The sequence below is a fragment of the Ciceribacter sp. RN22 genome (genome assembly GCF_024054295.1).
Classification (GTDB): domain Bacteria; phylum Pseudomonadota; class Alphaproteobacteria; order Rhizobiales; family Rhizobiaceae; genus Allorhizobium; species Allorhizobium lividum.
Genome location: NZ_JAMXLD010000001.1, coordinates 2,668,630 through 2,694,652, shown reverse-complemented (window position 1 = coordinate 2,694,652; position 26,023 = coordinate 2,668,630). Strand labels below are relative to the sequence as shown.

Below are 26,023 nucleotides of genomic sequence, written 5' to 3'. Positions count from 1 at the left end.
AGGAACGACATGGCGACGGCGGTTCGCATCTGGACCAATGCGCGGCTTGCGACACTCGATCCGAAGCTCTCCGGGCTCGGCATCGTCGAAGAGGCCGCACTCGTCGTCCGTGACGGACGCATCGCCTATGCGGGGCCGGCTGCCGACCTGCCCTCCACGCTGCTCACCTCCTCCGACCTTTTCGATTGCGAGGGGCGCTGGATCACGCCCGGCCTCATCGACTGCCACACCCATCTCATCCATGCCGGTAACCGCGCGAACGAGTTCGAGATGCGGCTTGCCGGGGCGAGCTACGACGAAATCGCGCGGGCGGGCGGCGGCATCGTCTCGTCGGTCGGCAAGGTCCGTGCGGCAAGCGAGGACGATCTCGTCCGCGAGACCCTGCCACGCCTCGATGCGCTGCTCGCAGAGGGTGTCACCACGATCGAGATAAAGTCGGGCTACGGCCTGACCGTCGACGACGAGTTGAAGATGTTGCGGGCGGCGCGCAGGCTCGCCACGATGCGGCCGGTATCGATCACGACGACCTATCTCGGGGCGCACGCGACACCGGCCGACTACAGGGGCCGCAACCGCGACTTCATCCACGACGTGGTGATCCCCGGACTGCGGGCGGCGCACGCCGAAGGACTGATCGACGCCGTCGACGGCTTCTGCGAAGGGATCGCCTTCTCGCCGGACGAAATCCGGCTCGTCCTCGACGCAGCAAGGGCGCTCGGCCTGCCGGTCAAGCTTCACGCCGACCAGCTCTCGAATCTTTCCGGTGCGGCGCTCGCAGCGTCTTACGATGCCTTATCGGGCGATCACCTCGAGTATACCGACGAGGCGGGCACGATCGCGATGGCGAAAGCCGGAACCGTCGCCGTCCTTCTTCCCGGCGCCTTCTACTTCCTGCGCGAGACGCGAAAGCCGCCGGTCGATCTCTTCCGCAAGCACGGCGTGCGGATGGCACTTGCAACCGACAACAATCCGGGCACCTCGCCGCTCACCTCTCTGCTCCTCACCATGAACATGGGCGCGACCCTCTTCGGCCTGACCGTCACCGAATGCCTCGCCGCCGTGACGCGCGAGGCGGCGCGCGCGCTCGGCAGGATCGAGGACACCGGGACGCTCGAGGTCGGGAAGTCGGCCGACTTCTGCCTCTGGGACATCGGGGAGCCGGCCGAACTCGTCTACCGCATCGGCTTCACCCCCTTGCACCGGCGCGTCTGGAGGGGCGAATGAGGCGCGACCGACATTCTACGCACGACCGCTGCCTCTTCTCACCCGCCCCGAGGATCAGCGCAGAAACCGCGAGCCCACGCCTGTCACGAGACGCCAGCATTGGAAACCGCCCATGACCATCACCCTTCATCCCGGCAGCGTCACCCTTTCGGATCTCGCCGCCATCTACTGGAACGACAAATCCGCTGTGCTCGACCGCAGCTTCGATCCGGCCATCGAGAAAGCGGCGACCCGGATTGCCGCGATTGCGGCCGGTAACGAGCCCGTCTACGGCGTCAACACCGGTTTCGGCAAACTCGCCTCGATCAAGATCGACGCGGCCGATACGGCGACCCTCCAACGCAACCTCATTCTCTCTCACTGCTGCGGCGTCGGCGCGCCGCTGCCGGAAAACATCACCCGGCTGATCATGGCGCTGAAGCTCATTTCACTCGGGCGTGGCGCTTCCGGCGTGCGGCTGGCGCTCATTCGCCTGATCGAGGCCATGCTGGAGCGGCGTGTAACGCCGGTTATCCCGGAAAAGGGTTCGGTCGGTGCCTCCGGCGATCTGGCACCGCTCGCCCATCTCGCCGCCGTGATGATGGGCGAAGGCGAAGCCTGTTTCGAAGGTGCCCGACTCCCCGGTCGCGCCGCGCTCGAGCGGGCGGGGCTGGAACCGGTCGTGCTCGCGGCCAAGGAGGGCCTTGCCCTCATCAACGGCACCCAGGCTTCGACGGCACTCGCGCTGGCCGGTCTGTTCCGCGCTCATCGCGCCGCCCAGTCGGCGCTGATCACCGGCGCGCTGTCGACGGATGCCGCCATGGGCTCGTCCGCTCCCTTCACCGCCGATATCCACACGCTGCGCGGCCACAAGGGCCAGATCGACACCGCCGCAGCGCTGCGCGGATTGCTTGCCGGCTCGGTGATCCGTCTGAGCCACATCGACGGCGACGAGCGGGTGCAGGACCCCTATTGCATCCGTTGCCAGCCGCAGGTCGACGGCGCCTGCCTCGATCTCCTGCGCATGGCCGGCCGCACGCTGGAAATCGAAGCCAACGCTGTCACCGACAACCCTCTGGTGCTCTCCGACGACAGCGTCGTCTCGGGCGGCAATTTCCACGCCGAGCCAGTCGCCTTTGCGGCCGACCAGATCGCTATTGCGGTCTGCGAGATCGGTGCAATCTCCCAGCGCCGTATCGCCCTTCTCGTCGACCCCGCCCTCTCCTACGGCTTGCCAGCCTTCCTCGCCAGAAAGCCCGGCCTCAACTCCGGGCTGATGATCGCCGAGGTGACGTCCGCTGCGCTGATGAGCGAAAACAAGCAGATGTCGCATCCGGCCTCGGTCGATTCGACGCCGACCTCCGCCAACCAGGAAGACCACGTCTCGATGGCCTGCCACGGCGCCCGGCGCCTGCTGCAGATGACGGAGAACCTCTTCGCCATCGTCGGCATCGAGCTGCTCGCGGCGGCACAGGGCGTGGAGTTCCGCGCACCGCTGACGACCAGCCCGGAGCTCTCGAAGGCCATCTCGACGCTGCGCAGCGTGGTCCCTGTACTCGAGGAGGATCGCTATATGGCACCGGACCTCGCCGCAGCGGCCGCGCTGGTGGGCGGCGGCAGGCTCAACGCCTCCGTCTCAACGGGCATCCTTCCGGGGCTGGAGGGGTAAGCAGGGCATGTATCTCTTTTCACCCCCCTCTGCCCTGCCGGGCATCTCCCCCACAAGGGGGGAGATCGGCTGCAGCCGGCGCTCCAGCTGGACCATGATCGCTGCGGATGGCGACAACGCGCTGGTCGTTTCATTTGTCACCGGAGAAGTGCAAGGCATCCGCCGCGAGTCGATCTCCCCCCTTGTGGGGGAGATGGTCGGCAGACCAGAGGGGGGTAATCCGGAACGCATCAGGGAGCGCCCCCTATGACGCAAGTCTTCGAGCTCCAACGGGGCACCTCGCCCGTCATTCTCGCCTTGCCCCATACAGGCACCGAAGTTCCGCCGGACATCCGGGCACGCCTGAACGATAACGGAAAGCTGCTCGCCGATACCGACTGGCATATCCACGAGCTTTACGCCGGCCTCTTGGCCGACGCGACGACGGTCAGGGCGACCTTCCACCGCTATGTGATCGACGCCAATCGCGATCCGGAGGGCGTCAGCCTTTATCCCGGCCAGAACACGACCGGCCTGGTGCCGGAGACGGATTTCGACGGTGCTCCCATCTGGAAGGCCGGGCAAGAGCCGACCGAGGCGGAGATCCAGGAACGCCTGGAGCAGTTCCACGCCCCCTATCACGCCGCGCTCGCCGCCGAGATCGAACGGGTGAAGGCGTTCCATGGCCTCGCGGTCGTCTATGACTGCCACTCGATCCGCTCGCTGATCCCCTTCCTGTTCGAGGGCAGGCTTCCGGATTTCAACATCGGCACTGATATGGGCCGGACCTGCGATCCGCGTATCGAGGCGGCTGCATTCGAGGTCGCCGCCTCTGCCGCGGGCTACACCTCCGTCGTCAACGGCCGCTTCAAGGGCGGCTGGACGACCCGTCATTACGGCCGGCCGGAGACGGGCATGCACGCGATCCAGATGGAACTCGCGCAGATCACTCATCTCGCCTCCGAGGCACCGCCGTTTGCCTATGACGAAGAGAAGGCCGAGCGGCTGCGCGTCCATCTCAAGACCATTCTGGAGCGCATCGAAGCGGTCGCGCTCGACCTGAAACACTGAGGAGAACGCCATGACCAATCCGCGTCACAACATTCGCGAAGTCCGTGCGCCGCGCGGTCCCGAACTCAGCGCCCGGAGCTGGATGACCGAAGCGCCGCTCCGGATGCTGATGAACAATCTCGATCCGGAGGTGGCCGAGCGGCCGCACGAACTCGTCGTCTACGGCGGCATTGGCCGGGCGGCGCGCACCTGGGACGATTTCGACCGCATCGTCGCCACACTGAAGACGCTCGAAGAGGACGAGACACTGCTCGTCCAGTCCGGCAAGCCGGTCGGCGTGTTCCGCACCCACAAGGACGCGCCGCGTGTGCTGATTGCCAATTCGAACCTCGTGCCGCACTGGGCCACCTGGGATCACTTCAACGAGCTCGACCGCAAGGGGCTCGCCATGTACGGCCAGATGACCGCAGGCTCATGGATCTATATCGGCACGCAGGGCATCGTACAGGGCACCTACGAGACCTTCGCGGAAGCCGGCCGCCAGCACTACGGTGGCAACCTCAAGGGGCGCTGGATATTGACCGGCGGCCTCGGCGGCATGGGCGGTGCCCAGCCGCTCGCCGCCGTCATGGCCGGTGCCTGCTGCCTCGCCGTCGAGTGCGACGAGACCCGCGTCGATTTCCGCCTGCGCACCCGCTACCTCGACGCCAAGGCCTATACGCTCGACGAGGCGCTCGCGATGATCGAGGAATGGACCCATGCCGGCGAGGCGAAGTCGGTCGGCCTCATCGGCAATGCCGCGGAGATCTTCGCCGAGCTCGTGCGGCGCGGCGTGAAACCGGACATCGTCACCGACCAGACCTCCGCCCATGATCCGCTGCATGGCTATCTGCCGATCGGCTGGACGGTCGCCGAATGGCGCACCAAGCAGGAGAGCGATCCGAGGGCGGTCGAGAGGGCGGCGCGGGCCTCTATGAAGGTGCATGTCGAGGCCATGGTCGACTTCTGGAACATGGGCGTGCCGACGCTCGACTACGGCAACAACATCCGCCAGGTGGCGCAGGAGGAAGGCCTGGAAAACGCCTTCGCCTTCCCCGGCTTCGTGCCGGCCTATATCCGCCCGCTCTTTTGCCGGGGCATCGGTCCGTTCCGCTGGGCGGCCCTTTCCGGCGATCCGGAGGACATCTACCGCACCGATGCCAAGGTCAAGGAACTGCTGCCGGACAACACCCACCTGCACAACTGGCTCGACATGGCGCGCGAGCGCATCGCCTTCCAGGGCCTGCCGGCGCGCATCTGCTGGGTCGGGCTCGGCGACCGCCACAAGCTCGGCCTCGCCTTCAACGAGATGGTGAGAACCGGGGAATTGAAGGCGCCGATCGTCATCGGCCGCGACCACCTCGATTCCGGCTCCGTCGCGTCACCGAACCGCGAGACGGAAGCGATGAAGGACGGTTCCGACGCGGTATCGGACTGGCCGCTCCTCAATGCGCTGCTCAACACCGCCTCGGGCGCCACCTGGGTCTCGCTGCATCACGGCGGCGGCGTCGGCATGGGCTTTTCCCAGCATTCCGGCATGGTGATCTGCTGCGACGGGACCGAGGACGCCGACCGACGCATCGGCCGTGTGCTGTGGAACGATCCGGCGACCGGGGTCATGCGCCACGCCGATGCCGGTTACGAGATCGCGCTCGACTGCGCGCGGGAAAAGGGCCTGCGCCTGCCGGCGATCCTCGACAACTGAACGAGAGGCGGCGAGCGGCGCTCAGACGGGAAGCGGAACCGGCGACTGCGAAAACACCTCGGGACTGAGGAAGGCCGGCGTTGCCGCCTTGAACACCCGCGGCGCCGTTGGCGTCAGTGCCGGTGTGATCCGCAGGATGAGGGCACGGGCCTTCTCGGCATAGCGCCGACCGCTGTCTTCTGCCGACGGCAGGGCGACGAGGGGTTCGAGCACGGCCGCTGCATCGTTGAAGCGCTTCTCGGCGACGAGCGCGACGCCCCATTTGTACCGCGCCTCGCGATGACCCGGCGCCGTCCGGCAGATGTCGTGGAAGGCTTCGGCCGCTTCGCCGTTGCGCCCCGTTGCGAGCAGCACGTCGCCGAGGCGCACGAGCACCGGCGCCGGATCGGCAAGCCGTGGCACGAGGGAGCGGTAGGACGCCTCCGCCCCCGCGAGGTCGCCCTTCTCGAACATCAGGTTGGCGAGCCCGAACTCCGCTCCGCGATGGGCCGGCGCCGATTGCAGGATCTGCCGGAAGCCGATCTCCGCATCGGCCTTCTTTCCCGTGTGATAATGATCGAGCGACATTTCGTAGACATGGCGGATGCTGCGCGGGTTGAGCACGCCGCCGAGATTGCGGCCGTCGCGGGTGCGAAAGAGCGTGCAACTGATCGGCCGTTCCTCGACACCGAACATGTATTTGTAGGGCTCGTTGCCGCGCAGGAAATCGTAGAAACGAAAGCCCTCGCCGATCGCCCGACGGATACAGGTGCCATGGAGCACAAGGCCCGGCGATGGCAGCTTCCACTCTTCGTCCCGACCCGTGATGTAGAAGAGCACAGTCTTCTTCTGCCGGTCGATGATGTTTGCGAGTGCGCCGAGCGGACGATCCTCGTACCAGAGCACCGGCACGTCGAGATTGCCGTCGGTGAAACAGTCCATCAGCATTTCGCGCGAGGCCCTGATCAATCGCTCCGTCATCTCGGCACCCTTCTGGGGCTGCCAGCGGATGCGCCAGAAATCGAAGAGGATGTCGAGGTCGCGGTCGATCGTCTCCGGCGTCGCCCAGGTAATGCGATAGGCCGGATCGTCTTCCACCTTGCGCAGGAAGCGCCGCAGCTTTTGCCGGCTCTGCGCACTCATGTGCTGTTCGAGGTAGGTTTCCCATGTCTCGGGCAGAGTGATGACCGGGCAGATGCAGTTGTCGATGTTGTGCGGGTTCGAGCGTTTGCTGTCGCGGAACATCACCTCGGGTCCCTGCAGCGCCTTGATCAGGGCGATCCGGCGGGAAGGCGGGCCGCCGAAATAGTCGAACTTGATCTCCGTCCAGTTCTGCCGCTTCAGATAGGCCGCAAAGCCTGCGACCGCCCGGTCCTCGAAGGCCGGATCGGCGATGAAACCGGTATAGTCGGCGGCATAATTGCCCGCCATGATGATCTCGTCATAGAAGAACCCGTCCTTGTCGCGGCGCGTCTGCAGGCGAAGCGGGAAGAAGGCGACATAGGAGGCGTCGACGTCTTCCCGAAGCGCCAGGATGAACCAGCGGCGGCGACGTCCGAGATAACGGTTGAGCCAGACCCAGGAGAGGAAATGCTGGGCATGGGGATCGGCCTCGAAAACCTCTTCCCATTGCGGGCGAACGGCCTCGAAGGCCTGCGGCGTATCTATGACGTCGATCAGCATGGCACTTCATCCTTCCCGTGACGCGTTACAAGGATCGGAGGAACAAAGGTTCGAAGGGACTGACGCCGGGCGGGGCGCGGCGGAGGTGGGATACGACGTCGGGGGCAGAGAGCACGGGCCATTTACAGCTCTCCCTGCAGGCGTGGGCTCGCATGGATGAAGGTCCAGAGCGCCTTGCTGATCTCGGCGATCTCGGCAATCGACCGCTCGAGCTGGCGCAGTTCCCGTGCGTCCATCTGCTCGACCTTGCCGTATCGGATCTCGCTGTCGGTCTCGACGAGCCGCATCAGCTGGGTGCTGGAGATGTCGCCGCGCTCATCGAAGGAATAGATGCTGTGGTTGTATTTGTTGCGCACCTTCGCTTCCCTCTTCAGTCGCGCCATCAGAGCGAGGACGATATCCCGTTCGGCGGCTGGCGTGGCTGCGCGCTTGGCAAGCCGCTCCACGAGGTCGATGCGGGCACGGGTGGTGTTGAGCGTCAGGAACACCACGACGGCCGTCTCCTTGTCCACCGCCAGCATGTGGGCGATGATGTAGATCAGCAGGCTCTCGGTATTCGTCCAGACATAGTTGAGCCGCCCTACTCTCAGCAGGACATCGGTCATACTGCCCATGGCGCCCTCCCTGTCATCGGCCTCAGCGCTCCTTGAACGCCCGTGACATGCTGTCGGTGATCGGCTTCGTGATGTACTCGAAAAAGGTCCTCTCCGAGGTCTGGATCAGCACGTCGGCCGGCATGCCTGGAACGGGATGAAAATCGTGCGCACGCGCCATCTCCGCCTCGGAGAGCGCGACGCGCACGATGTAGACGTCGCGGGGAGCCGCGATCGAGCCTTCATCGATCGAGTCCGCTGAAACGTAGAAGACCTTGCCGTCGAGCACCGGCGTCGTTCGGCGGTTGAGGGCCGAGAGGCGGATGGCCGCGGTCTGGCCTTCACGCACCTGATCGATCGAGGTTCGCAGCACCTGTGCCTCGATGATCAGCGGCACCCCGGCCGGCAGGATCTCCATGATCGGCTTGCCGGTGGTGATGACGCCGCCGGCGGTGTGGTAGTAGGAGCGCACGACCGTACCCGTGACCGGCGACCGGATGACGGTGCGTTCGAGAACGCCCGCCACCTCGTGCATCTGTTCGCGAATGCTGTCGAGATCGGATGCGGCAGTTTCGAGCGCGTCGAGCGCGGCCTGCTTGTTCGCATTGACCGCGATGACCGCCTCTTGCCGGAATCGCGCGATCTGCGCTTCGCTTTCGTTCATCTCTCCCTGCAGGCGGGAGATGTCGCCCATGGCGTCGGCAATCGCCCGTTCGATCGCCAGCAGGTCCATCTTGCGCATGTATCCGACATTGACGAGCCTGGCCTTGGAATCGCGCTCTTCCTCCAACAGGGCGAGCTGCCGCTCGAAAGCCCGCCTCTGCCCCTCATAGCCGCTGAAGCGGAACTCCAGCGACTTGATGTTCTTCTCGATGAGGTTGAGTTGCTCCTCGAGCTTCACTTGCTTGCTGTGGAAGATGACGTTCTGGCTCTGGATGATCGTGTTGACGTCGGGATCGCTCGCCTCGTCCATGACGATCTTCGGAATCTTGAACTGCTTGGCACCTTCCGCCTCGGCCCTCAGGCGGGCGACCACCGCCTCGAGCCGCAGGCGCTTCAGGTTCACCATGCGTTCGTTGGCGAGAGCCGCGGTCGGATCGAGCGTCAGCAGCACATCCCCTTCCTTGACGATGTCGCCTTCGTTGACCCGCATATCCTTGATGATGCCGCCTTCGAGATGCTGGATGATCTTGTTGTTGCCGGTGGCGACGAAACTGCCTTGCGCGATGATCGCGGAAGCAAGGGGCGCCGTCGCCGCCCAGAGCCCGAAGCCGCCAAAGGTGCTCAGCAGCACGCCGAGCCCGACCACGGTGTGAAGGCGGATCGAGCGCGGCACCTCGCTGTACCACTCGACCTGACCGGAACCATCCCTGGTTTTGATATCGCGTGTCATGGCTCACCTGCCCTCGATGGTCTTTTGTCCGGCATCGCCGCCGTTGTTCTTCGACAGTGCTTTCAGCACGTCGACACGCTCGCCGAACATCGCGACCGTGCCATCCTTCAGCACCAGTATCTTGTCGACGGCCTGAAGGAGCGACGGGCGCTGCGTGATCGTGACGGTGGTGATCCCCTGCTTCTTCGCATGCAGCAGGGCCTTGGCGAGGGCGGCCTCGCCCTGGGTGTCGAGATTGGAATTCGGTTCGTCGAGAACGACGAATTTCGGACTGCCGAAGAAGGCGCGAGCCAGCGCAATGCGTTGCTTCTGCCCGCCGGAAAGCGGTGCACCGTCGGCGGCGACCACCGTCTCGTAGCCCTGCGGAAAGGTTGCGATCAGCTCGTGCACGTCGGCGAGCACCGCCGCCTCGTAGATCTGGCGATCATCGACGTCGTCACGCATGCGGCTGATATTTGCCTTGATCGTGCCGGGGAAGAGCTGCACGTCCTGCGGCAGGTAGCCGATGCTCTCGCCGAACTGCCGCTGGTCCCAGTTGCGGAGATCCATGAGGTCGAGCCGCACATTGCCCGAGGTCGGCAGGATCGAGCCGACGAGCATCTTGCCGAGCGTCGTCTTGCCGGAACCGGAATTGCCGATGATGGCGAGCGCCTCGCCCTTCTTGAGAGAAAAGGAGATGCCGTTCAGGATCACCTTCTTCTGCGGCGGCGGCACGAAAAGCACGCGCTCGACGTCGAGGCGACCCTCGGGGTTCGGCAGCCGCAGCCGCGGGAAATTGAGCGGCGAGCTGACGAGCAGCTGCTTGATGCGGCCATAGGCGGCGGCCGACTTGTTGAACTGGTTCCAGCCCTCGATCGCCCCTTCGATCGGCGCGAGCGCACGCCCGGAAATGATGGAGGCGGCGATCACCATACCGCCGGTCAGTTCACCGGAGAGCGACAAATGCGCACCCCAGCCGAGGAGACCGATCTGCGTCATCATGCGGCAGGCCTTGGAAAGCCCGGCGAAGACGATGTTCCGGTCCTGCGCGGCGACGTGAGATTTCAAGGAGCCCGCGGTTTCCTGCCCCCACATTCTCACCGCCTCCGGGATCATCGCGAGCGCGTTGATGATCTGCGAATTGCGCGACATCGAATCGAGGTGAAAATTGGCGCGGCCGAGATAGCCGTTCGCGTCCGCGAAGTGGCGGGCCGTGAATTTCTGGTTGAGGTAGGCGATCATGAAGAGCACCGCGCAGCAGGCCAAGATGATCATGCCGAGATGCGGATGGACGAGATAGACGACCACGACGAAGAGCGGCATCAGCGGTGCATCGAGAAAGGCGATCAGCGTGCCCGAGGTCAGGAAGGATCGCAACTGCTGCAGATCCTGGAGCGTCTGGTAGTCCTTGCCGGTGCCGTGCAGCGAGGCGCGTGCGGCGGCGCTGAGGATCGGGGAGCCGAGTTGCACCTCGAGCTCGACTGCCGTCCGCATCAGGATGAAACGGCGAATGGTGTCGAGAAAGGCCTGAAGGAGCACCGCCCCGATGACCGCGATCGTGAGCATGATGAGCGTGTCCATCGAGCGGCTGGTGAGCACCCGGTCGGAAATCTGGAACAGATAGAGCGGGATCGCGAGCAGCAGCACGTTGATCGCGACGGTGAAGACCATAACGATCGCCATGTTGCGACGAATGACGACGATGGCGCGCGCCAGGCTCGCGGCGAAGTTCACCGGGCCGCTGCGCTTGTGGAAGCCCTTGTGGCCGTCACCGCCCCCGCCGCCTCCGCCCCCTCCGGCATCGGGCACCTTGCCGTCGCCGCCGCGCCCGGTGGTCGGGCGACGGTCTTCATCGCGGATCGGCCCATTGTCGGCATCGATCGTCTTGCCGAACCGGATGTCCGGCTCCTGGCCGATCTTGTCCTCTATGGTCTTCCCCTCGACCTCGGTCGGACCGGGATCCGGCATCCGATCGCGGACGACCTGCTCGTCGCCCTGCGGTTCGGGCTCGTCCTCTTCTCCCAGCGGCATCGCTCCCGGCAGGCGAGCCGTCGTGACATTCGCCTCCGCCGGGGCAGAACCTTCGCTTTCAGGGTCGGCGGGGCGACCGGCAACGCCTGACGCCGGTCCACCCCGCCCTGAGACGGCAGTCGCTTGCCGGGCCGGCACGGCCGTACCGTCTGCCAGCGTTCTCAGCGTTTCGACCGCCTCCTCGATCGCCGAAATACAGGCGTCGGTGAGTGCATTTTCTTCATGGGCGGCGGTGATGTCCCGGGGAATGCCCGGCGCGATCAGCCTGCTCCCGGCCAAGGTGTTCTTCGATATGTGGTTCATGTGCTCTCCCTTGCCCTTGCGCTCACGCGACCGCCGTCTGCATCACGTCGACGGGGGTCGCGTTCGACCAGGAAAGGTCGTGTCCCGCATTGATCACGCCGTCCGCCGTGCCGCCGTCTCCGCCGGCATCGTCGTCGAGGAAGGCGATCACCTCGTTGGCAAGCCCGTTCTGGACCGGCTGCGGCTGGGTATCGTCGTCCTCGATGATCCCGCCCTGGATCAGGACGGCGTCGGAATAGAGATTGCCGCCGAGATAGGTGGTGTCGCCGAAGCTGTCGTAATCGACGATCTCCGCGACGTTGACGACCGCGTTGCCCCCGGTGCCGATGGTCACCGTCGCGTCCTCCGCGCCGGCGCCGGCAAGCACTTCCTTCGCGACGGCATCGACGTGGTCTGCATCGCCGACCACGTTGATCTGCTTGATGAACGTCACGTCGAAGAGATTGCCGGTAATGTAGAGGACGTTGAGCCCTTCATAGCCCTCGAAATTGGCGTCGTGGGCGAGGTCTTTCGGCATCCCGGGGTCACGGTCCTCGATCGCCTGGATCGTCTCCGGGATGTAGTCCGGCATGGTCTCGAAGCGGTCGTTGGCGCCGACATTGTGGATGGTCGCCTCGTTCCAGAGCAGGTTGTCGCCCGACCGGACGTCCGCGCCGCCACTGCCGCTGCCGACCACCCAATCGTTGTCGTAGAGCACGGAGAGCTGGCTGATGATGTTCATGTCGAGGACATCGCCACCGACGATCACCAGGTCGTACTGCATGCCGAGGCCGAGAAGACCGGCGAAATTGATCGCGGAGTTGCCGCCCGTCAGGATGGTCGTTTCGCAGCCGGTCGTCGTCACCACCATCTGGTCGTTGTCGGTGACAAAGTTGTATTGCTCGATCCACTGCACGAAGCAGACATCGCCTTCGACGACGCTCACCCGCCACTGGGTCGGAAAGACCGGATCGCCCGAGCTCTCGTCGCTCGCCGTATCCGCGGCGGGATCAACCAGGCTCGAGCGGCCGAATGTCGCGATGTTGAAGGCGAGCGTGCCGGCATCTTCTGCCGCACTCTTGCCGAGCGGTCCTTCGGGACCACTATCCCTGTCGCTGTAGACATAGGCCTGCGTGATCATGTCGACCTGGTGATAGTCGCCCATGACGGCGCTCACCGGCGCTATGATTCCGGTGGTCGTAACCCCGGCGATGTTGGCGACCATGTTGGCGCCGGCGCCGATTTCGAGGCTGTCCTCGGGGCCGCCGGTCTGCGTAGCGCTGTCGCCTTCCGAAACAGGCTCTTCCGGTGGCGCGGCGATACCGCGGTCCGGCAGGAAATCATCGAGAACGGGGACCTCTTCGACGACCGCGCCGTTGACGACGGTACCCTCGATCGCATCGCCTGCGGCCACGAAGTCCACCGCATTGCCGATACCGAGCGAGGTGGTCCCGCTTTCGGCGAGATCTTCCTTCAGCGTGTGCGCGTCGTCGGCGATCGCCTGCAAGCCCTCGTAGCTGTCCGTCCGCTCATAGCCGGAGAACGGGGTATAGGCCTCCGCCTCGTTCGCATAAGCCGTGACACGCTCGACCACGAAGCGCATGTCGAGCGGAGGGGCTCCCGTGCCCGTCATGTCGAAATAATCGTCGTCCTGCAGGAGATTGACCTGGGTGATGTGCGAGATGGCCGAACCCGGACCGATAAAGATCGGCAGGACCTGTGGCGCATCCGGTGCCGGCACGTCCCAAGGCAGATGATGCGACGGCATGTCTCCTGCGTCTGCACCCGGAAGGCTGTTGATGGCGAGTTGCAGATCGGTGCCGAAGGGAACATGCCGCCCGCCACCGGCGAGGTCCTCGTCGGAAAGCACATGGCGAACGCCGGGGTCGTAGTCCTTCAGCAGAAGTTTCGACGCGAAGTCGGGGTCGAGTGCGGCAAGGTCGGGCGCATCGTCGCGCGAATCCAGCGCGACCTTGCCTTCGGTATAGGCGATGCGCATGCGTGCATCCTCGACGGCCGCATCGAAATAGCCGATGAAGTGCGCGATGATGTCGGAAATCCTCTCGGTGTGCATTGCCGCCTCCCGTTGATCTTCCGCCCGAAGGGATGCCGGCTTTCCGGCCGGTTCCTCTCGTTTCGGTGTCTAACCGCCGAACTGCACCGGCCGCGGCCGGTGCAGCTTTTCTTGGTTGGGGGATTTGGAGATCAGGCGCCGGTATCTTCGCCGACGTCGCTGACATGCGAGTCGCCGCCGATGATGCTGCTGTCGATCGTGTTGCCGAGCAGGTTCGCACCCTGGACGAACTCGAAGTGGAAGCCCGAGTTGGCGAGGATCGCCGAGGCGTCCGCCGTGCTGTTGCCGGCAACGTCGTCGCCTGCCTTGAGATCCCAGCACTTGCCGTCGAGTTCCACGCCCTCCGCACTGTCGGCGATGCCGCCGTTGGAGGAGAGCTGGTTCATGGCACCGCCATTGTCCATCCGAACGTTCCAGGCGCTGTCCTGGTCGGCCAGGTGGTTCGCCTGTACTGCGCTGAAGCCGGCGTCGTTGCCCTGGCCGTTCAGCGAGTCGTTGAGGATGTTGTCGACGTTGAGGGTGAACGAGAAGTCGTCACCGAGGTTGAAGGTCAGGTCGCCGCCCGCGATGCCGAGATTGCCGTTGTCCTTGACGTCGTCCAGGACGGCAAAGTCGGTGTCGGTGCTGTTGTAGCTGTCGGTGGCCGTTTCCGTGACGGTCTTGATGTCGGTATCGGTCACCGTCTTGATGTCGGTGTCCGTTTCGGTGTTGGAGTAGGACTTGCTGTCATAGCTCCAGTCGTAGTCCGTCTTGATGTCGGTGTCGGTCACCGTCTTGGTGTCGTTGTCCGAGATCATCTTGATGTCGGTGTCGGTCTCGGTGTTGGAGTAGGACTTGCTGTCGTAACTCCAGTCGTACTCGTTGTCGCGATTGTCGCCGTTGTTCGCCGCAATATCGACCTTCGCATCGACATCGACGTCGGTCGAGTTGTCGGTGTTGTTGCGGTTGTCGCCATTGGCGACTCCGCCGACATAGCCGGTGGAGCCGTCATCGACTTCCGTGGAGTTGATGGCGCTGTTGGCAAAGCCGTCGGCCAATGCGCCAACATTGTTTTCGGTATCGGAACCCTTCGGGTCGTAAGACATTTCTAACTCTCCCAAAAAAGAGGAGCAGCCTCGAAATCCCTCTCATCTCGACTGGGATCTTTTCTCGCCTGCTCCATGCTGTTGAAATCCACAGATGTACGCTTCACGTGTTCATCTGCTCCGTCACAAGTCATGCAAGTCATTCGAGAATAGAAACCTCGAAAGAGGCAATATTCTCCATTCCCGGAAGCGAATACTCGCTTCCGGATCAGTCATTCTTTCTTTCGTGCAATTCGCATGAGACCTGCGAAACCGAGTGGATCGTCATTCCCGATCCCGTCGAGCCTCAGTGCGGAACAGAACTGAACATCAAAAACGGCAACGTTCCTAGCCGCGAAATGGGATTAGTCCCCGCTGTCCGGCGGCGATGCGACCAACCCCTCTTCTCTTACCGACCGCAAAAGATCCGCAAAAACAGGAGGAAGGGAAGGATCACCCGACAAGAGTGCATTGCGTCAATTATGGAAAATTGGTGGTTTAGTAGAATAATTACAGTATATCGATGCATTGCCTTCACACGAAAGTGCGATTTCTTTTCGCAACCCTAACCCGAACTGGTTATTTTCTTTCGCGCCACAAAGAGCTAACATATTTGGCACAATATCATCCGTCAGATGAGGACCTGGGGCAATCGCGGGCTCTCCCGGGAATATCACTGTATTGCGTCGAAAACGGACGGGAGCCTTGTATGTTAATGACCGAATCTGCCCTACACGATGCTGCACGCCGAACACAGCGCAGCTCCCCGCCCAATCTGTTCGTCATGGTGGCCAAGCAGGATCTCCTGTCGGAATGCCTCGCCGAGGTTCTGTCGAAACATTTTCCCGAGACGGAGATCACCGTCTATCGCAGCGCCGGCGAGATCACGCGCAAGGAATGGGAGACTGTCAGGCTGCTTCTCCTCTACGACCTCGCCGAGACAGATATTCACGAGATCGTCGAGGACGCCTGCAAGGAAGCGCCCGAGGTTTCGATCGCGATTGTGCTCGACGGCGGCAATGTCCATGACGAATACCTGAAGCACCTCGTCGCAACCGGTGCGATCGACGGCATCCTGCCGCTCAGCCTCCGGCTCGACGTCTTCCTCGCGGCCATCGACCTGCTGGCGAAGGGCGGCGAACATTTCCCGGCGGCCCTCCTGCAACGGCTCCACGACGTCGGACCACCTCTTGTCGGGACGGCCCGGACAGGCAGCCTCATCGAGAGCATTGGGCAGGTGACCGTTCATGATCACCGGATTTCCGTGCTGACGACGCGCGAGGTGCAGATCCTCAATCTCATCTGCCAGGGGACGCAGAACAAGACGATCGCCGACCTGCTTCACCTCTCCGAAAACACGGTGAAGGCGCATATCCGCAGCATCTACAAGAAGATGAAGGTCAAGAACCGCACCGAAGCCGCCTCCCGCTTCTTTTCCGACGAACGCGCAGACCCCGCCGGCAAGGACTACAACTAACGGGCCACGTAGCGTTCTTCTCCGACATGCAGGATACACAGTTCTCGCAGCTCAGGGGCGCCCGCCCGGCGTTTGATCTCGCTCGTCCGGCCGACTGCTGACGGTTCTTCAGAGAGCGTGTTTGCGCGCCCCGCCTCGCACGAAGGGGCGGGAGGGATGCAGCTCCCCTCCCCCGATCGTGTGACGGGATGCCGTCGTCGAGCCTGCCGTCGCTCACCCGACCGAACGGCGGCACACCTCTCACCTCCGCCGTCAAGCCATTCATAACTAAAATGAATCGGTCGACCCGGACCGATTCAACAAAGTCGTTGGACGTCGCGAATCGATTTCGCGACAGTCCCGCCATGACCCATTGTGACACCCACTCCACCGAATTGCGCCGTATCGATCCTGAACGCAACATGGCCCGCTTCTACCTGCTCGCGATCCAGCCGACCCTCTTCGGCGGCGTCTCCCTCATCCGCAACTGGGGCCGGATCGGCACGAGCGGCCAGGTCAAGGTCGAGACCTATGACCGGCCGGACGACGCCCACCGCGCCTATCGGCGCCTCGAGCGCGTCAAACGCCGCCGTGGCTACGTCGACCCGCATCAGGTGGGGTGTGGGTTAGCGGTTTAGGAGGGAAGACCGACAAGACCAGCGCGGGCTTCGGATTCAATTGGCCCCTCAGAACCGTCGATATCGATCCAGAGGCAGGCCGTTTTGACTGGCCCATGCGTTCGAGCTGGCAAGCGCGTCAGCGTTTTCACGCCGCCACCGTTCGGCCGTCGCCGTCGCGACCGCCCGCGGCGGCGCGGCCTCCGCAGTCTCGGAGAGGGTCACGTGACGTGATCTCGCCTCATTGGGCGGGGCTTGGTTCAGCAAGGAACTGGGCGGCCTCTGGGGTGCGGATCTCTTCGGCATTCACTCACCTCGTCTCGGCATCCACGATGCATGCGCACTCCCTCTCGAGCAAGCACGACTCGTCAGGGTTTGAAGGCCTGTCGTCTTCTTCTCGTCGCGACATTGACTAATTCATTCGTTTGATTTAATTTTGTTTCATGAAGAAGACAAAGCCCTCCCCCCGAGACAAACGTCCCGAGCGCGGGGACGCGACGCGCGACCGGCTGCTGGCGGCGGCGATCGACGTCTTCGGCCGTTACGGCTTCGATGCGACGACCACGCGTGCGCTCGCAGACGCTGCCGGCGTCAACCTGCAGGCGATCGGCTACCATTTCGGCGGCAAGGAAGGCCTCTATCTCGCCGCCGCAGACCACATCGCGCAATCCGTCGCGATCCATGTCGGAACAGTCCGCGAGAGCCTCGAGGTCCGCCTCGCGGCGGCCGACGGTTCCGGCGCTCTTCCCTCGGAAGAAGAGACGCGGGCCATGCTCGCCGACATCCTCGCCGCGATGGCGAGGCTCTTCACCAGCCGCGAATCGGAGGTGTGGGTGCGCTTCATGGTGCGTGAGCAGATGGCTCCGACGGAGGCCTTCGAGCGGGTCTATACGAACGCGATGAGGCCCATCCTCCAGGTGGTCGGCAAGCTGGTCGCGCGCCTGCTCGGTGAGGACGCGGCATCCGAACACGTGCGGCTCAGAGCCCTGTCGCTCGTCGGCGGGCTGATCATCTTCCGTGTCGGACAGGGAGCGGTGCAGGCTCACCTCGGTTGGAAGGATTTCGGAACACGCGAGACTGAAGCCGTCCAGGCTCTGGCCCGGGAATTGGCCGCCAGCATCGTTCGGGAAAGGGCAAGGCCATGAATAAGTCCCTCGTCATCCCCGCCTTGGCACTCGTCATCGCCGCAGGTCTCGCCGCCACCTTCTGGACGGACCTGCCAGCGGGGCTCGACTGGTCGGGCACAGAGGCCGGCGAGCTGACGCTTTACGGCAATGTCGACATCCGCCAGGTGCAACTCGGCTTCCGCGTCAGTGGCCGCATTGCCGCGATGAAGGTGGAGGAAGGCGACGCCGTCCATCGCGGCCAGACGCTCGCGAGCCTCGACGCCGGCCCCTACGAGGATTCCGTGCGCGCTGCCGAGGCACAGGTGGCGGGGCTGAAGGCCACGCTCGACAAGCTGGTCGCCGGCCCGCGGCCCGCCGAGATCGATCAGGCCCGTGCGGTGCACGAGGAACGAACCGCCGAACTGCAGCTCGCTCAGCAGGCCTTCGATCGCGCCCGCCAATTGCGGCCGTCGGACGCGATTTCGCAGGCCGACCTCGATCAGGCGGCGGCAAACCGTGCCGCAGCGACGGCGCGTCTCGCCTCCGCGCGGGAATCGCTGCGTCTCCTCGAAGAGGGGTCGCGTGCTGAGGACATCGCCGTCGCCCGAGCAAACCTTGAAGCCGCCGAGGCGAGCCTTGCCGGCGCCCGCACCGCGCTTGCCGATACCGAGCTCGAGGCTCCGGCGGATGCGATCATGCTCTCCCGTGTCCGGGAGCCGGGATCGATCATCTCGCCGAGCGACACCGTCTACGTGCTTTCACTCGCCGAGCCGGTCTGGGTCCGGACCTACATCGCCGAACCGATGCTCGGGCTGATCCGTCCGGGAATGCAGGTCGAGGTCCATTCCGACAGCGCACCGGAAAGACCTTATGCCGGCCGCATCGGCTTCATCTCGCCGGTGGCCGAATTCACGCCGAAATCGGTCGAGACGCCGGAACTCAGGACCGACCTCGTCTACCGGCTCCGGGTGATCATCGACGACGCCGACACCGGTCTGCGCCAGGGCATGCCGGTCACCGTCCGCATCCCCGCGGCCGAGCGGGCGGAGTGAGACGATGGGTGAGACGCTCGCCCGCTTCGAGAACGTCACCCGAGGATTCGGCAAGGGGCCGCCCGCCCTTGACGGCGTGAGCGGCGAGATCGGCGGCGGCGAAATCACCGGACTCGTCGGCCCGGACGGCGCCGGCAAGACCACACTGATCCGGCTGATGACCGGCCTGATGCTGCCGGATACCGGCCGCGTCGAGGTGCTCGGCGTCGATACCGCCCGCTCGCCGCAGCGTATCCAAGACCTGATCGGCTACATGCCGCAGCGTTTCGGGCTCTACGAGGATCTTTCCGTTCAGGAGAACCTCGACCTCTATGCCGATCTCCGCGGCCTGCAGCGAGACGAGCGGCCGTCCGCCTTCGACGAGCTGCTCACCTTCACCGACCTCAAGCGCTTCACCGGGCGGCTCGCCGGCAAGCTTTCGGGCGGCATGAAGCAGAAGCTCGGGCTCGCCTGCGCGCTGCTGAAGAAACCGCGCCTGCTGCTGCTCGACGAGCCGGGGGTCGGCGTCGATCCGATCTCGCGCCGCGAACTCTGGACGATGGTCGAGGACCTGACGATGGAGGGGATTGGCGTCGTCTGGTCGACGGCCTATCTCGATGAGGCGGAAGCCTGCGACCGCGTCCTCCTCTTGAACGGTGGCAAGCTGCTCTTCAGCGGGCCTCCTTCCGAACTCACCGGCCGCGTCGCCGGACGGGTCTACAGGCTTCTCGACGTCAACGGGCGCCGCCGCCAGGTGCTGACTCGCGTCCTGCAACGGCCCGGCACGGTGGACGGTGTCATCCAGGGCGAGGCGATCCGTCTGGTGCTTGCGAGTGACGTGCCGCCCGCGGTGGACGAGATCGCCGGGGCCGGCGCCCGCCTCAACCCGGCCGAGCCGCGTTTCGAGGACGCCTTCGTCGACCTTCTCGGCGGTGGACCCGACGGGCGCTCGAAGCTCGCCGAGGCGACGACAGCACTTCCAGCCGCCGACGGCCACCCGATCATCGAGGCGCGCGGCCTCACCAAGCGCTTCGGCGATTTCACCGCCGCCGACAACATCAGCTTCAGCATTCCCCGCGGCCAGATCTTCGGTCTCCTCGGGCCGAACGGCGCCGGCAAGTCGACCACCTTCAAGATGCTCTGCGGCCTCCTCAGGCCGACGAGCGGGGACGGCCGTGTCGCCGGCTTCGACCTCCGCCGCGACACGGCCGAAGCCCGCAACCGCCTCGGCTACATGGCCCAGAAATTCTCCCTCTACGGCGACCTGAGCGTTGCGCAGAACCTCGATTTCTTCGCCGGCGTCTACGGCCTCGGCGGCCAGAGGCGGCGCAAGCGCATCGCGCTGATGACGGAGATCTTCGATTTCGGCAGCCACCTGAAGATGTCGGCGAAGGACCTGCCGCTCGGCCTCAAGCAGCGGCTGGCGCTCGCCTGCGCCGCGCTGCACGAGCCGGAAGCGCTCTTCCTCGACGAGCCGACCTCCGGCGTCGACCCGATCACCCGGCGCGAATTCTGGACCCATATCAACGGCCTCGTCGAGAAGGGCGTCACCGTTCTGGTGACCACCCATTTCATGGAGGAGGCCGAATATTGCGACCGGATCTCGCTCATCTATCGCGGTCGCTCGATCGCACTCGGCTCACCCGACGAGCTCAAGGCGCGCGTGGCGGGCGCCGACAATCCCGACCCGACGATGGAGGATGCCTTCGTCACGCTGGTGCGCAATTCCGACCTGGAGGACGCGGCATGACGGATCACCCTGCCCCGTCCGCCGCCTCCGGCCGGCACCGCCGCTTCCTCGCACTGATGCGCAAGGAGACCTACCAGATCGTCCGCGACCCGAGCAGCATCCTGATCGCCTTCGTGCTGCCGCTCGTCCTGCTCTTCATCTTCGGATACGGCGTGTCGCTCGATGCGACCCGCGCCCGTATCGGCGTGGTTGTCGAAGCCTCGACGCCGCTTGCCGACGACCTCGCCGCGAGCTTCAGGGCTTCGCGCTATTTCGATGCGGTGATCGACCGCGACCGCCGCGCCTTCGAGGAGGACCTGGTGCTCGGCAGGGTGCGGGGGATTCTGGTGATCCCCTCGACCTTCACGCTCGACGCCGCCAGCGGCGACAACCCCCGGATACAGGTGATCGTCGACGGCACCGATCCGAATACCGCGAGTTTCGTGCAGAACTATGCGAAAGGCGTGGTCGCCACCTGGGCGGCGATCCGCTCGGCCGAGACGGCGCTCGCACCCCCGAAGATCACCGTCGAGCAGCGTTTCTGGTTCAATCCGGAGCTCAGCAGTCGCTACTTCCTCGTGCCCGGCTCGGTCGCCATCGTCATGACGCTGGTCGGCACGCTCCTGACCTCGCTCGTCGTCGCCCGCGAATGGGAGCGCGGAACCATGGAAGCGGTGATGGCGACGCCGGTCGGCGCGCTGGAACTGCTCGCCGGCAAGGTCGTCCCCTATTTCCTCCTCGGCCTCATCGCGATGAGCCTCTGCGTCGCGGTCGCGGTCCTTCTCTTCGGCGTGCCCTTCCGCGGCTCGCTCGTGGCGCTCTATGCGCTGTCGGCGAGCTTCCTCGTTCCCGCGCTCGGCCAGGGGCTCCTCATTTCCGCCGCCACCAAGAACCAGTTCCTAGCCTCCCAGCTCGCCCTGCTTTCCGCCTTCCTGCCGGCCTTTCTGTTGTCGGGCTTCCTGTTCGAGATCGATTCCATGCCGGCGCCGATCCGGCTCATCACGGCGATCGTGCCCGCCCGCTACCTGATCCCCAGTCTGGAGAGCGTCTTTCTCGCCGGCGACATCTGGCCGATGTTCCTGCGTTCGATGGCGATCATGCTGTTCATCGGGGCCGTCCTGCTCGTGCTCGCCGCCCGCAGCACCCGCAAGAGGATCGCCTGACATGTGGTGGCTCCGACTGAAGGCCCTGATCGTCAAGGAACTGCTTGCGGTGCTTCGCGACCCCAAGGGCCGGGCGATCGTGATCGGCCCGCCGATCATCCAGCTCTTCGTCTTTTCCTATGCGGCAACGCTCGAGGTCCGCAACGTCGATGTCCTGATGCTGAACCGGGACGCGGGACGATGGGGATACGAGCTCGTCCAGCGCATTGACGGCGCCCCGTCCTTCCGAGAGATCATCCGCGTCGAGACGCCGGCGGAGATCAGGGAAGGCATCGACCGGCAGCAGGCGATCGCGGCAGTGGTGATCGGCCCGACGTTCTCCCGCGACATCGACGGCGGCAGGCCCGCCGACCTGCAGGTCATCCTCGACGGGCGCCGCTCGAACGCCGCGCAGATCGTCGCCGGTTATCTCGGAGAGATCGTCGCCGGACTCTCGGCGGACATCCCGGCCGGGGGCCGGCCGAAGACGCGTGCGGTGGAGGTGGCGCCGCGCAACTGGTTCAATCCGAACCTCACCTATCAATGGTTCATGGTACCCAATCTCATCGCGGTGATCGCCATGCTGATGGGAATCGTCGTGACGGCGCTGTCGATTGCCCGCGAGCGCGAGCTCGGCACCTTCGACCAGTTGATGGTCTCGCCGCTCAGAACCCACGAGATCCTGATCGGCAAGGTCATCCCGCCGATGCTGATCGGCGCCTTTCACACGACCGTCTACGTGCTCGCTGCGGTGTTCTTCTTCCATGTGCCGCTCGAAGGCTCGCTTCTCTATCTCTACGGCACGGCCTTCTTCTACCTCCTTTCGGTGGTCGGCATCGGGCTCTTCATCTCGGCGATCTCGATGACGCAGCAGCAGGCGATTCTCGGCGCCCTCCTGTTCATCGTGCCTGCGATCCTGCTTTCCGGCTTCGCGACCCCGATCGAGAACATGCCGGGCTGGCTGCAGCCGGTAACGGCGATCAATCCCGTGCGCTATTTCCTAGTGGTGGTCCGCGGCGTCTTCCTGAAGGACATTCCCTTCGGCGAGGTCGTGCGCAACACCCTCCCCCTCCTCGCCATCGCCTGCGTGACACTCACCGCCGCCGCCTGGCTCTTCCGGAGACGGCTGGAGTAGAGCGACTGTCCCGGACTTGTGACGGGTGAGGCAGGGTTGCTCTCATGGAATGCGCACCTCGTGCGATCGCCACAAAAAGGGGAGCTAGGTCTTGACTTCAGACAGGGATCGGAAGAGAGACAAAATAGGCATGAGCTGTCGTTTCCCGTCTGCAGGACCTTGCCGTCTCCGGCAAGATTGAAAGTCATCCACGGACGGCATTACGGCGACGGATACGGTTGGGTGCATATTTTTGACACGAAAGCTGCTAAAAGGACTCTCGGAGTCGATCTCCAGCAGCTGGACGAGGACACGTGTACTATTTCGTAACCCACATTCGTGTTGTCGCCGCGCTCGTGATCCGCGAGATGTCGACGCGGTTTGGGACCAAGCCCGGCGGGTATATCTGGGCGTTTTTGGACCCTGCCTCGCATATCGCGTTCCTGTCATTGATTTTCATGACCATCGCCCATATGCCAGCACTGGGCACGAGCTTCCCTTTGTTCTTCGCGACGGGCTATATTGCCTTTCAGTTCTATCAAGCGATGGCGACTTACTTGAATGGGGCCGTCAATGCTAACCGAGCGCTCCTCACCTATCCAAACGTCGCCCCAATCGACACTGTGGTCGCACGCTACATTCTCCAACTTGGAACAACAGCCGTAGTTGGCATCTGCGTGTTCTCCGTGCTGGCACTGGGGTTGCGGTCATCTCTGACCATCCGTTGGCCATTCATTATCGAGGCGGCCCTCGCCGCCAGCTTGCTCGCGTTAGGGAGCAGTCTTGCGAACAACGTGTTGTTCGCGAAGTATCCTCTTTACGAGAAGCTTTACGAGATCATTATGCGACCACTGTTTATGGTGTCAGGCGTGTTCTATCTGCCAGACTCGTTGCCGCATCCTGCCAAGGAAGTTATTCTCCTGAATCCGCTTGCACATGTTCTCATGTTGTTTCGTAAGGGGTTTTATCCAGAGTATCGCGCCCTCGCGTATAATCCCGCATATCTTTACGGAGTGACGTTTACTGTCCTTTTTGCCGGAATGTTTGTCTTCACCAGTTCGCGAAGCGTGTTGAGAGGTCGATGATCAAGCTGGAGAGAGCGACTAAGCACGTGAGAATGAAAGGCGTATCGAAGACAATTATCGATAACGTTTCATTTATGATACCACGCGGAAAGAGCGTCGGTCTGTTGGGACGAAACGGGGCCGGTAAGTCGACACTCTTGCAGATCATCGCCGGGACTCTAGACCTCGACAAGGGCAGGGTGATACGCCGCGGCAAGGTATCTTGGCCACTCGGCTTTCAGGGCAGTTTCCAGGGCAACCTCACCGGTGAGCAAAACGTCCGTTTCGTCGCCAGGATCTACGGCGTCGACACAGACGAACTAGTTGACTATGTTGCAGATTTCGCGGAACTCGGCGCATTCTACAACGCGCCAGTACGGACCTACTCGTCGGGCATGAAGGCGCGGCTTGCGTTCGGAGTCAGTATGGGTGTGAAGTTCGACTATTATCTGGTTGATGAAATAACCGCGGTTGGCGATACTAACTTCAAGCGGAAATCCCATCAGGTATTCACAGATCGCTTGGCCGACTCAGACGTCATCATGGTTTCGCACAGCCCAGAAACGCTCCGGGACTATTGCCAGTCAGGAATAGTTCTCGAGAACGGAAAACTCACCTATTATAACGACATCGAGGATGCGATAGTCGTCCACGAAGAAAATTTGAAAAGGCGATGAACGTGACCGAGCTGGCTCCAAACAAGAAAACCGGAGACGTGAACGCCAATCTTCGCGTAGTAAGTCCCGAAAGGGCTTCGCCGAAATCCAAGAAACCCTCTCTGCCGGAGCGTTTCCTGAAGGTCTACTCCAAAGCAGACCCTCTTGTCCGTATCGACGAGATTGCACCGGGAGCAACAAAAAGAAAGTTGGTCTCTGGCAAGCTCGGCAAACTGCGTCTCCGCCACCTTATCATCGGCGGCAGCTTCGTAGCGATCGTCGCTGTGCCCGCGATGTTGGCTTTTCTTTACATGGCGTTCATTGCCGCCGACCAATACCACAGCTCATCGTCCTTCTCAGTTCGGAGCATGAATTCTGCGCAGCCCGCCGACATCCTTGGCATGTTTGCGCAAACGTCGAGTGGCAGCACGGTTTCGGACTCCTACGTTCTCCTCGATTTCATATCGAGCGAGCGGATGGCACAGATGGTGGACGAGACATTCGGTCTGGAGACGATCTTCGCACCCCGCGGCCTGGACTACTACTATGGGTTGCACGCAGGTCTACCCATCGAAGACAAAGTTCGATACTGGAGGGACATGGTGTCCGTGAATTTCGACCTTACTTCCGGCATCATAAATTTGGAAGTCAGATCGTTCACGCCTGAAGATTCCCAGAACATCTCCGCGTTTGTCATCTCTCAGAGCGAGAAGTTGATAAATGACCTTTCGCTTTCGGCGCGGGACGAAGTCTTGAGTGTTGCACAAGATGAAGTTCGCACGGCAGAGGGACGCTTGGCGAAGGCGCGAGAGGCCGTTCGGATGTACCGAGATATATCGCAGGAAGCCAATCCTGTCGAAGGCGCAAAGCTCGCGATGGAATTGGTTGCTGCGCTGGAGAAGCAACTGGTTGTATTGAAAACTGAACTTTCCACCGCGCTATCGCAGATGGACGGTGATACGCCTCGCATACGATTGATGCGCTCGCAGATCGCGAGCCTAGAGCAGCAGATCGAACAGGAGAAGGCGAGGTTTGGCAGCGGCACGTCAACCAAGCAGGCCCGCAACGGAACCGGATCGGTGTCGGATGTAGCTGGGCGCATAGAACAGTACGAGACGCTGGAGACGGACCGTGAGTTTGCAGAACGAGCGTACACCGCTGCCCTTGCGGGCCTTGAGAAGGCGAGACTGGAGGCTAGCGCAAAGCAGCGATACCTCGCAGTATTCATCCAGCCCACCCTCTCTGAATGGGCCCAGTACCCCAGCCGCTTGACCAACTCTCTTCTCGTACTCCTCGGCGCACTGCTCGTATGGAGCGTCATCGTTATGGGGTACTATAATATTCGGGATCGAAACTGAGTCGCGGAACCAAGGATATGTGTCGCGGCAGGAATGCTCCGGGAGGTCGGAGCAACACGCACGGCG

21 protein-coding genes are annotated in these 26,023 nt (G+C 63.4%); 14 read left to right on the top strand and 7 right to left on the bottom strand.

Annotated features, from left to right (window positions below):
- Positions 1-9: 9 nt before the first annotated feature.
- The 4 genes from hutI (at position 10) to hutU (ending at position 5,606) form a co-directional block, all read left to right on the top strand.
- A complete protein-coding gene (hutI, locus tag NHF53_RS13125) occupies positions 10-1,224 on the top strand; it encodes an imidazolonepropionase (protein WP_252834548.1) in 1,215 nt (404 codons plus the stop codon).
- Between the two features lie 112 nt (positions 1,225-1,336).
- Positions 1,337-2,872 (top strand): histidine ammonia-lyase, encoded by a 1,536-nt coding sequence (gene hutH / locus NHF53_RS13120; protein WP_252834547.1) that lies wholly within the window; start codon positions 1,337-1,339, stop codon positions 2,870-2,872.
- A gap of 246 nt (positions 2,873-3,118) precedes the next feature.
- Positions 3,119-3,922, top strand: coding sequence for an N-formylglutamate deformylase (gene hutG, locus NHF53_RS13115; RefSeq protein ID WP_252834546.1), 804 nt, complete (start codon positions 3,119-3,121; stop codon positions 3,920-3,922).
- Positions 3,923-3,932: 10 nt separating this feature from the next.
- Positions 3,933-5,606: a urocanate hydratase gene (hutU, locus tag NHF53_RS13110; RefSeq protein WP_252834545.1), complete on the top strand. Its 1,674-nt coding sequence runs from the start codon at positions 3,933-3,935 to the stop codon at positions 5,604-5,606.
- A gap of 21 nt (positions 5,607-5,627) precedes the next feature.
- Here the strand turns inward: hutU and NHF53_RS13105 are convergent, their stop codons facing one another.
- The 6 genes from NHF53_RS13105 to NHF53_RS13080 form a co-directional block, all read right to left on the bottom strand.
- Entirely contained in the window at positions 5,628-7,268 is a 1,641-nt protein-coding gene (locus tag NHF53_RS13105; protein WP_252834544.1) for a GNAT family N-acetyltransferase, read from the bottom strand.
- Positions 7,269-7,390: 122 nt separating this feature from the next.
- Positions 7,391-7,882, bottom strand: a complete 492-nt coding sequence (locus NHF53_RS13100) for a hypothetical protein (protein WP_252834543.1) — start codon at positions 7,880-7,882, stop codon at positions 7,391-7,393.
- 22 nt (positions 7,883-7,904) lie between these two features.
- Positions 7,905-9,254: an HlyD family type I secretion periplasmic adaptor subunit gene (locus NHF53_RS13095; RefSeq protein ID WP_252834542.1), complete on the bottom strand. Its 1,350-nt coding sequence runs from the start codon at positions 9,252-9,254 to the stop codon at positions 7,905-7,907.
- 3 nt (positions 9,255-9,257) lie between these two features.
- On the bottom strand, positions 9,258-11,567 hold the full coding sequence (locus tag NHF53_RS13090; RefSeq protein WP_252834541.1) for a type I secretion system permease/ATPase: 2,310 nt from the start codon (positions 11,565-11,567) through the stop codon (positions 9,258-9,260).
- A gap of 22 nt (positions 11,568-11,589) precedes the next feature.
- Positions 11,590-13,620 (bottom strand): hypothetical protein, encoded by a 2,031-nt coding sequence (locus NHF53_RS13085; protein WP_252834540.1) that lies wholly within the window; start codon positions 13,618-13,620, stop codon positions 11,590-11,592.
- Positions 13,621-13,751: 131 nt separating this feature from the next.
- Positions 13,752-14,705, bottom strand: a complete 954-nt coding sequence (locus tag NHF53_RS13080) for a fibrinogen-binding protein (protein WP_114364681.1) — start codon at positions 14,703-14,705, stop codon at positions 13,752-13,754.
- Positions 14,706-15,393: 688 nt separating this feature from the next.
- Between NHF53_RS13080 and NHF53_RS13075 the strand changes: the two genes are divergently transcribed.
- Both NHF53_RS13075 and NHF53_RS13070 read left to right on the top strand, forming a co-directional pair.
- Complete coding sequence (locus tag NHF53_RS13075; RefSeq protein WP_374591100.1) at positions 15,394-16,161, top strand: response regulator transcription factor; 768 nt, start codon at positions 15,394-15,396, stop codon at positions 16,159-16,161.
- 344 nt (positions 16,162-16,505) lie between these two features.
- Entirely contained in the window at positions 16,506-16,778 is a 273-nt protein-coding gene (locus tag NHF53_RS13070) for a WGR domain-containing protein (protein ID WP_252834538.1), read from the top strand.
- Positions 16,779-16,826: 48 nt separating this feature from the next.
- On the opposite strand, the gene NHF53_RS13065 is transcribed toward NHF53_RS13070, so the two are convergent.
- Entirely contained in the window at positions 16,827-17,063 is a 237-nt protein-coding gene (locus NHF53_RS13065; RefSeq protein WP_114364684.1) for a type II toxin-antitoxin system CcdA family antitoxin, read from the bottom strand.
- Positions 17,064-17,200: 137 nt separating this feature from the next.
- Here NHF53_RS13065 and NHF53_RS13060 point away from each other — a divergent pair, with 137 nt between their 5' ends.
- The 8 genes from NHF53_RS13060 (at position 17,201) to NHF53_RS13025 (ending at position 25,957) form a co-directional block, all read left to right on the top strand.
- The gene (locus NHF53_RS13060; protein WP_114364685.1) at positions 17,201-17,902 is read left to right on the top strand and encodes a CerR family C-terminal domain-containing protein; all 702 of its coding nucleotides are present in this window, start codon (positions 17,201-17,203) and stop codon (positions 17,900-17,902) included.
- Positions 17,899-18,915 carry a secretion protein HlyD gene (gene hlyD, locus NHF53_RS13055; RefSeq protein WP_252834537.1) on the top strand — a complete coding sequence of 339 codons (1,017 nt, stop codon included), beginning with the start codon at positions 17,899-17,901 and terminating at the stop codon, positions 18,913-18,915. Before NHF53_RS13060 ends, hlyD begins: the two co-directional genes overlap by 4 nt.
- 4 nt (positions 18,916-18,919) lie before the next feature.
- Positions 18,920-20,644, top strand: a complete 1,725-nt coding sequence (locus NHF53_RS13050) for an ATP-binding cassette domain-containing protein (RefSeq protein WP_252834536.1) — start codon at positions 18,920-18,922, stop codon at positions 20,642-20,644.
- On the top strand, positions 20,641-21,786 hold the full coding sequence (locus tag NHF53_RS13045) for an ABC transporter permease (protein ID WP_252834535.1): 1,146 nt from the start codon (positions 20,641-20,643) through the stop codon (positions 21,784-21,786). The genes NHF53_RS13050 and NHF53_RS13045 overlap by 4 nt, the downstream gene beginning before the upstream one ends.
- Before the next feature lies 1 nt (position 21,787).
- A complete protein-coding gene (locus NHF53_RS13040) occupies positions 21,788-22,900 on the top strand; it encodes an ABC transporter permease (protein ID WP_252834534.1) in 1,113 nt (370 codons plus the stop codon).
- A 293-nt stretch (positions 22,901-23,193) separates the two neighbouring features.
- The gene (locus NHF53_RS13035) at positions 23,194-23,964 is read left to right on the top strand and encodes an ABC transporter permease (protein ID WP_252834533.1); all 771 of its coding nucleotides are present in this window, start codon (positions 23,194-23,196) and stop codon (positions 23,962-23,964) included.
- On the top strand, positions 23,961-24,620 hold the full coding sequence (locus tag NHF53_RS13030) for an ABC transporter ATP-binding protein (RefSeq protein ID WP_252834532.1): 660 nt from the start codon (positions 23,961-23,963) through the stop codon (positions 24,618-24,620). Before NHF53_RS13035 ends, NHF53_RS13030 begins: the two co-directional genes overlap by 4 nt.
- Positions 24,617-25,957, top strand: a complete 1,341-nt coding sequence (locus NHF53_RS13025) for an RkpR, polysaccharide export protein (protein ID WP_252834531.1) — start codon at positions 24,617-24,619, stop codon at positions 25,955-25,957. The genes NHF53_RS13030 and NHF53_RS13025 overlap by 4 nt, the downstream gene beginning before the upstream one ends.
- Positions 25,958-26,023 lie beyond the last annotated feature (66 nt).